At 40.3% G+C, this 8,047-nt stretch carries 7 protein-coding genes; 5 read left to right on the top strand and 2 right to left on the bottom strand.

Annotated features, from left to right (window positions below; genetic code table 11):
• Positions 1-299: 299 nt before the first annotated feature.
• Complete coding sequence (locus FJ218_10250; protein MBM4167281.1) at positions 300-1,496, bottom strand: exo-alpha-sialidase; 1,197 nt, start codon at positions 1,494-1,496, stop codon at positions 300-302.
• A gap of 67 nt (positions 1,497-1,563) precedes the next feature.
• Complete coding sequence (locus tag FJ218_10245; protein MBM4167280.1) at positions 1,564-1,848, bottom strand: hypothetical protein; 285 nt, start codon at positions 1,846-1,848, stop codon at positions 1,564-1,566.
• Positions 1,849-2,606: 758 nt separating this feature from the next.
• On the opposite strand from FJ218_10245, the gene FJ218_10240 reads away from it, so the two are divergent.
• The 5 genes from FJ218_10240 to FJ218_10220 form a co-directional block, all read left to right on the top strand.
• Complete coding sequence (locus FJ218_10240) at positions 2,607-4,331, top strand: hypothetical protein (GenBank protein MBM4167279.1); 1,725 nt, start codon at positions 2,607-2,609, stop codon at positions 4,329-4,331.
• A 136-nt stretch (positions 4,332-4,467) separates the two neighbouring features.
• The gene (gene thrC / locus FJ218_10235; protein MBM4167278.1) at positions 4,468-5,718 is read left to right on the top strand and encodes a threonine synthase; all 1,251 of its coding nucleotides are present in this window, start codon (positions 4,468-4,470) and stop codon (positions 5,716-5,718) included.
• Between the two features lie 121 nt (positions 5,719-5,839).
• Positions 5,840-6,286 (top strand): IS200/IS605 family transposase, encoded by a 447-nt coding sequence (tnpA, locus tag FJ218_10230; protein MBM4167277.1) that lies wholly within the window; start codon positions 5,840-5,842, stop codon positions 6,284-6,286.
• Positions 6,287-6,448: 162 nt separating this feature from the next.
• Positions 6,449-7,804, top strand: coding sequence for a putative aminohydrolase SsnA (gene ssnA, locus FJ218_10225; protein ID MBM4167276.1), 1,356 nt, complete (start codon positions 6,449-6,451; stop codon positions 7,802-7,804).
• Positions 7,805-7,846: 42 nt separating this feature from the next.
• Positions 7,847-8,047: hypothetical protein (locus FJ218_10220; GenBank protein MBM4167275.1), on the top strand; the 201-nt coding region annotated here is incomplete at its 3' end.

Here is an 8,047-nt window from a genome sequence, read left to right as displayed (position 1 = left end):
GAAGAAATGGAAATCGGCGAACACGAAACGCAATTTGATGCGAGCAAGTTACCAAGCGGTGTGTATTTCTATCGTATAGATATTTCGCAAAATGGAATTTTGTCTTACAGTGAAACCAAAAAACTTTTGCTCCTAAAATAATCGGGGTTATCCGCGAGGAAATCCCATTCAAAAAGAGCATACGAACCATTGCGTATGCTCTTTTTTTATTTCTTCCACTTGTTGTTTTTTTTGTTTTCACGCAAAGCCGCTAAGATGCAAAGAAATTTTTTTGCATCTTAGCGGCTTTGCGTGAGAATTTATTCGAGTTCCTCAACATTCATCCACTTCGTCTCAATCTTCGTTTCCTCTCCGGTTTTTGTCAATGCGAAAAATATTTTCTCGCCGAATAATTCCATTTTCGGATAACCGCTTCCACGTGCAACATCAATTTCTGCAATAATTTTGTGCGGAGAAATTTTTCCATTTTTATTGACACGCACAACACACAACTCACCCATTTGTTCTACCTGTTCAATCCAACTCACGAGCACACTTCCATCATTCAACCACAGCGCATCCACACGACCGAGCGGAAGTTTTTTGGAAACAGAAATCGGTTTTGCAAATGTTTTTCCTTCATCATTGGAAAATGCAATTTTTACTTCGGGAGAATTATCCGGCGCAGTGTACCATACACACGCAACGCTTTTTCCTTTACCAACAAGCACGGGACCGTTTACAGGACAACCGGGAATTTGCCAGTTATCATCGTGAACAGTTATCGGTTCACCCCAGTTCCCGTTTTCAAAACGAATGATATTGATGTTGCGTATTTCCGTTTCATCACGATTTCGATACGCAACAATGATTCCAGTTTCCGTTTGCAATGCAGAAGTCGGACAACATTCGCACACACGATTATCGAGAACGGTTTCAATGCGGGAAAGTTGTTGCGACGAAAATGTCGTTGCATACAAACTCATATCGCCGCCGTGCCCATCGTGTGAATTTTCTTCATCTTCGCTCGGCATAAATCTTCCATCGAGCCACACAATTCCGTGCGTGTTATTATTCATCCGAAAGAACGAAACAAATCCGTGTTCGCCGTGACTCGAATCGTTGTGAACAATTTCTCCGCTCGTCCACGTTTTTCCGTGATTGTAGGAAAAGCGAACTTTCACGTTGTAATCGTATGTTCCGCTTCCGCCTTTTTCAAGATAGTGAACTGCAAGCGTATCACCGCCGAGCGAATAGAGCGAAGGAAAATCTGCCCAGTTAATAAAAAAGTTTTTATTCAATGTTATCGTTGTCGGCGTTGTCCATTCGCCGTACTTCATTTCAGAAAAAAGTAATCGCTTGCTCGTGTCGGTAACTTCAAACCACACCATTGCAAGATGTCCGTTTTCCACAAGCAAATTTGGAAAACGGCTTCCGGCTGACACAGAAGGATATTCCTTCTGCTTTTGAAAAGCAATAATGAGTGCGATGATGATAACGTAATATGATGGACGCATAGTGTTTTTGGTTTCACGCAAAGTTCGAAGAAATATTTTTTGCGACTTCGCGTCTTGACGAGAGCAATTATTTTTTCCTTACGAACGCGGCGATAACGAGTGAAGAAACTACTCCTGTTGCAATAGTCGAAACTACCCGCCGAAGCCCATCTCCACTGAGTAAACAAACTGTGCGGATTTCTTCGCCGGTGCCGTGATGTTTTGCTGTAAGTTGGAGAATTTCCAATAATCCCGAAAGAATGACAACAAGAGCAAGCAAAGCAAATAAGGTTGCAGGGTGAGGAAGTTTATTCCCTACATATTCAACGGAATCGAGGAGGCGATAAAACAAATTTTTCTTTTCAGACGTCATAGGATAGAAGTTTTGTTCGTAAAATATTTTGAGAGAGTTTTAAACAATCCGTTTCCAGATTTTCCGCAAAAGATAGTGTACAACTTCGTGATGGCAAAGGAATACGGCGTTTTCATCTTCTGCTGTTCCTTTCTTGCATATTTGTGACCTCAGACGCAAGTTCATCCATAACGTTTTGAAGATTATACGCACCGAAATCGCCGCTAAATTTTTTGGGAACATCTTTTTCGTTCGATTCCGTTTCAACATTCAAGCGAAAAACTCTGATAAGCCAATTCGCGCCTAAACGATGCACGTTGCCGGAAATAACATACTTGGCACCGAACGCTTTTCCAAGTTCGATTTGATAATCAACGGAAGTACATTGTTCTTCATTCTCAAACTGTTGTCAAAGGAAATCTTTTACGTGTTCAGGAGAAAAAATTTGCATCACATTTTTTGCCAGCACTACATCAAAAAATTTCTTGTCAATGTTTTCCGTGCCTTCGATTCCACCTCTCCATTTTCATCTTATGGAAAATTTTTTCGATATAAAAAAACGCAACGGTATTTTTTTCATTTTTACTTTCGCGGCTCAAAAAAAATTCGTTAAGTGTAGAAAATGTATTTGCGTTTTACAAGCCGTATGAAGAAATCCCTGAATAGAGGAAGCATCTTCGTAACAAAACTCTATCAAAATTTTTTAATTCAACAACGGTGAAATGAACTCAATGAAATCATTTTCCTTTTCGTAGATTTTTGCCCGAAAAAAATTGTTTATGAAACATTTCCTTTACGTTCTCTCGGTACCGTTTCTTCTTTTTGTTTTTTTCTCATGCAGCATAAAACAAGAACAATCCAACACCACGATGCAAGACTCTCTTCAACAAAAAACTCCATTGCAAATATTGCCTGTTGGCAAACAGATTTCCCGTAAAGATGATTTAGTGCAATGGCTCGACTCGCTCGAAAGAGAATATGAGCAAGCGTGTTTTGCAATGGGAACGGCAAACTGGAATAATTATTCGAAAGAAGGCGCGGCAAATTTAGACGAAGCAAAAAAGAAATTTGCCCAAATTTTTTTAAACGAAGATTCGCGGAAAATAATTTCGGAATGGAAACCGAAAATTACACCGAATGTTGATGCGACGCTCGCGCGAAGAATGGAAATGTGGAATCGCTGTTTTATCGGAGGAGCAATTTATTCGGATTCTTCGATTGCGGCGCTGGAAAATTTACTGCAAAAAACAATTACGGATTTTCATTTTACATTCGACGGAAAACCCATCACGCGTGCGCAAATGCAAACACATTTGAAAGTGGAAAAAAATCCGAAACGGCGGATGCAATTATGGATGGTATCAAGCCAACTTTCAGAAAAAATAAAAAACGATTTGCGTACGCTTGTAAAACTTCGTAACGAAAAAGCACAACAATTCGGCTTCACGAATTATTATTCGCTCTCGCTGTATCTGAACGCCATTGACGAAGCGTGGCTGCTGCAAACATTGAACGAACTTACGGAACAAACGAATGAGATGTTTCAGAAATTTGTAAGAATGACAAAGAAAAATATCCTTCAAAATGCCAATAAAGATGTTGGACCGTGGGATTTTGATTTTGCGTTGCGCGATGCGGTTTCCCTTTCCGACAAATACTTTCCGAAAGATTCCGTGTTTGAAACGCTTCACCGATTTGAACAATCGCTTGGCTTTCCTACGGATTCGCTGCCGATAAAAGAAGTGGTGAAAGATATTCCATACGGAGGATTATCGCTTGCATTGAACATTCCGAAAGATTCGCGGTTCCTCGTTAATCCAACAACGGGGAAAAGTTTTTATCAAACGGCATTTCACGAATACGGACATTCGTTGCACGCAGTGTACACAAGCGATTCCGTTCCGATTCTCAAAGGATACGAATGGATTCCCGGAGCGCAATGTGCGGCGTTCGCCGAAGGAATGGCTGATGTTCACGGAGAATTTACCGACATTCAATCATGGTTGGAAATTTACACCAAAGCCAAAGATTCTGAAATTCAGAATTATGGTGCTGGTCGCTATTTGCCGGCGTTGTATCGTTTGCGTTCTCTTATGAAAAATTTATTTATTGAGTATGCAATGTATAATCATCCCGAACAAAACATTGATTCTGTTGAACGGGCGATGTTCAAAAAATATTTGCTTGTTGATTTGGATTCGCTCGCAACGGAAACAAACGTGAAACAGTTTCCTTCGACATTTGCCGCTTCCATTTGGTACACAAGTTATCCGTGTTATTATCAAAACTACATTCTATCTGGAATGATAGCAACGCAAATTCACGAAGCGATGGAAAATAAATTTGGAAACAATTATACAACAAATCCCAACATATCTTCGTGGCTCATCGAAAGTTTTTATACACAAGGAGAAATACTCGAGTGGAACGAAAAAATTCGCAACGCTACGGGCAAAGGATTGGAAACGGGAGCGTACTTGCGGAAGTTGGGAGCGATAAAGTAGATTGGGAAAAAACTTTAAATTGAACAGAAATAGGTGAATATCCCAAGAACAAATTTCATTTAAACGATAATTTGAGATTTCGTTAACTACATCTTTCCTCTCCGAAATTCTGATACACTCTGAAACCAAAAAAAACATGCACTTCGCACCATCACTATTTATTACTGAACTACACTGCTTAATTTGTAATTCACTATGTAAACACGGAAATATTTTTACGTGTCATTCGTGCGGCGCGCAAGGAATTCTTGATGTTCATTACGATTACGATAAAATTTCCAAACATCTAACACCTAACACCTTAAACCTAAGACCATTCAATCATTGGCGTTACCGCGAACTTCTTCCGATTGCAGAAAATATTTCTCTTCCTGAACTTCACATTGGCTGGACACCGATTTATGATGTTCCGCGACTTGCAAAAGAAATTGGTATTCAAAAATTATTTTTGAAAGACGATGGAAGAAACGCATCAAGTTCGTTTAAAGACAGAGCCAGTTCGGTTGGTGTGTTGAAAGCGATGGAATTTGGTTTCAATAAAATCGCTTGCGCATCAACGGGAAATGCGGCATCATCACTTGCGGGACTTGCTGCCGCAGTGGGTTTGCAAAGTTTTATTTTTGTTCCGAAGCATGCGCCCGAACCGAAAGTAACGCAACTTCTTATTTTCGGCGCAACGGTTTTCAAAGTGCAAGGAACGTATGACGATGCGTTTGAATTGTGCCGCGCGTCTTGTGAAAAATTCGGTTGGTATAATCGCAACAGTGGAACAAATCCGTTTCTCGTTGAAGGAAAAAAAACTGCGGGGCTTGAAATTGCGGAACAATTTGGAAAAAATATTCCTGATTGGGTTGTCGTTTCCGTTGGAGATGGATGCACAATTGGCGGTATCGGAAAAGGTTTGCAAGAAATGAAACGACTTGGATTTATCGAACGAGTTCCGCGTTTGCTCGGCGTTCAGGCAGAAGGCGCGCGACCGATTGTTGATGCGTTTTATTCGGGAAAAGATTTAATTCCCGCGCAAACAAAAACGCTCGCCGATAGCATTGATGTTGGCGTTCCCCGAAATTGGCGGCGCGCAATTCAGCAAATAAAACTTTCGCACGGAGAAATGCTCGCGGTGGAAGATGAAGAAATTCTCGAAGCAATGCGGCTCACGGGAAAACTTACCGGCGTGTTTGGCGAGCCAGCGGGAATTGCGTGTGTTGCGGGATTGAAAAAAGCAATAGCGAAAGGAATTGTGAAAAAAAACGAAAGTGCAGTGTGCGTAATTACAGGCAACGGATTGAAAGATATTCGTTCCGCGCAAAGTGCTGTGGGAAAAGCATTGGAAGTTGAACCGGGTATTGATGCGGTGGAGAAAATTTTATCAGTAAATTCCAAATGACAAAAAACAGATTACAAATTTTATTGAATGCCCGAAGGGCATTAATATTAATAACTCTGAATGAAATTCGGAGAAAAAGAAACACAGAAGCATACTAAACCCCGAAGGGGTTAAACAAACAATGAGCACATACACACAAATTCTGTATCAAATTGTTTTCGGCACAAAGAACAGAGAACAAACACTTGATAAGGAAAATCGTAATGAGTTATACAAATACATTTGTGGAATTTTGAAAAACAAAAATTGTCATTTATATCAAATTGATGGAGTGAGCGAACATATTCATATCGTTACACATCTTCATCCGAGTATTGCACTTGCGTTACTTGTAAAAGATATAAAACTTGCATCTTCGCAATTCATCAAAACAGAAAATCTCTTTCCTAAATTCAACGGATGGCAAGATGGCTATGGAGCGTTTACGTATTCAATACAAGAAAAAGAGAAATTGATTCAGTATGTGAAGAGTCAAGAAGAACATCATCGGAAGAAAACTTTTAAAGAAGAGTATATCTCGTTACTGAACGAACACGGAATTGAATTTGATGAAAAATATTTTTTGTAGATTTGTTCAACCACTTCGTGGTTGTAAATTTTTTGCCTGTTGTTTTCTCCGAATTTCATTCGGAGTTATTGATGTTTTATCCCTTCGGGATAATGAATTGTAAATTGTTTGATAATTAAATTCTTTGTGCCTTCGTGTCTTTGTGGTAAAAACTAAAAACCGATGCTTCTCAAAAACGCAACGTGCTTAACCTTCTCCCCTCCATCAATTGAAAAAATTGATGTGAGAATTGAGAATGGAAAAATTATTTCTCGCGCAAAGAAAATTCTTCCACAACGCAACGAAGAAGTAGTTGATTTGAATGGAAAATTTCTTTTGCCCGGATTTGTGAATGCACATACGCATTTGTATTCATCGCTTGCCCGCGGAATGAATGCGCCGAAACAATCGCCGCAAAATTTTTTTGAAATTTTAAAATACATTTGGTGGAAACTCGACGAAGCGCTCGATGATGAATCCATTTATTACAGCGCAATTATCGGCGCAATTGATGCCGCGAAATACGGAACAACAACACTCATTGACCATCACGCTTCGCCGAACGCAATTGCACACTCGCTCGATATTATCAAAGAAGCAATGGAAGAAATCGGTTTGCGCGGCGTGTTGTGCTACGAAGTGAGCGACCGCGGCGGAAAGAAAAAACGCGATGAAGGATTGAAAGAGAATGAGCGATTTCTTCTTGCAAACAAAACCAACACACAATTTCGCGGACTTGTTGGAGCGCACGCATCATTTACACTAAGCAATGAATCACTTCGTTTGCTTGGAGAAATGGCAACGCGCAACAACACCGGCGTTCACATTCACGTTGCGGAAGATAAATGCGATGTGTTGGATTGCGAAGAAAATTACCAATGCAATGTGAGCGAGCGATTATCGCGGTTCAACATTTTGAAAAAGGAAAGCATTCTTGCGCATTGCATTCACTTGTCGCAAAGTAATTTTTCTGCAATACACAAAACAAATTCGTGGCTCGTTCACAATCCGCGTTCGAATATGAATAACAATGTTGGACAAGCACCGCTCCATTTATTTGGAAATCGAGCCGCACTTGGAACGGATGGTTTTCCCGCCGATATGTTTGAAGAAGCGCGGACGGGATTTTTTAGAAGCAAGGAGCGTGGAGCGGAGAGCATAGAGCATAGAGCAAGGAGACCGGGGAAAGATTTTGCACACATCTCACATCTCACATCTCAAATCCCATTGACTTCTGAATTACTTGCAAATGGAAATAAACTTGTTTCAGAAATTTTTGATGAGCAATTCGGAACGTTTGAAAATAATTCTGTTGCAGATTTTGTTGTGTTGAATTACGATTCGCCAACGCCACTGACAAAAGAAAATCTTCCGTATCATTTTTTATTTGGAATGAATTCATCAAACGTTGAGTCGGTAATGTGCAACGGAAAATTTATTTTGTGGAATCGCGAACTTGTCGGCGTTGATGTTGAAGCGATTTCAGCAAAGGCGGCGAAGGTTGCAAAGAAACTTTGGAAAAAAATTAACCGCGAATGACACGAATACATCCGCGAATATTCGCGGTAAATAAAAAACACAATGGCTGAGTTAATTCCCATTCCCTTTGAAAAACTTCTGAAACGTATTTACTACGAATACGAACGCAACGATTCTATTTTCGATTTACCGTCGAGAAAATTTTATCGCGCGAATCCCGAACTCGATTTGTCCGTTTCGTTTTGCGGAAACATCGCATCGAATCCCATTGGTCCCGCCGCTGGTCCGCATACACAACTTGCG

This window comes from Ignavibacteria bacterium, from assembly GCA_016873775.1.
Taxonomy (GTDB): domain Bacteria; phylum Bacteroidota; class Ignavibacteria; order UBA10030; family F1-140-MAGs086; genus JAGXRH01.
Note: the sequence above shows the minus strand (reverse complement) of the source record. Positions and strands in the feature narration are given on the sequence as shown.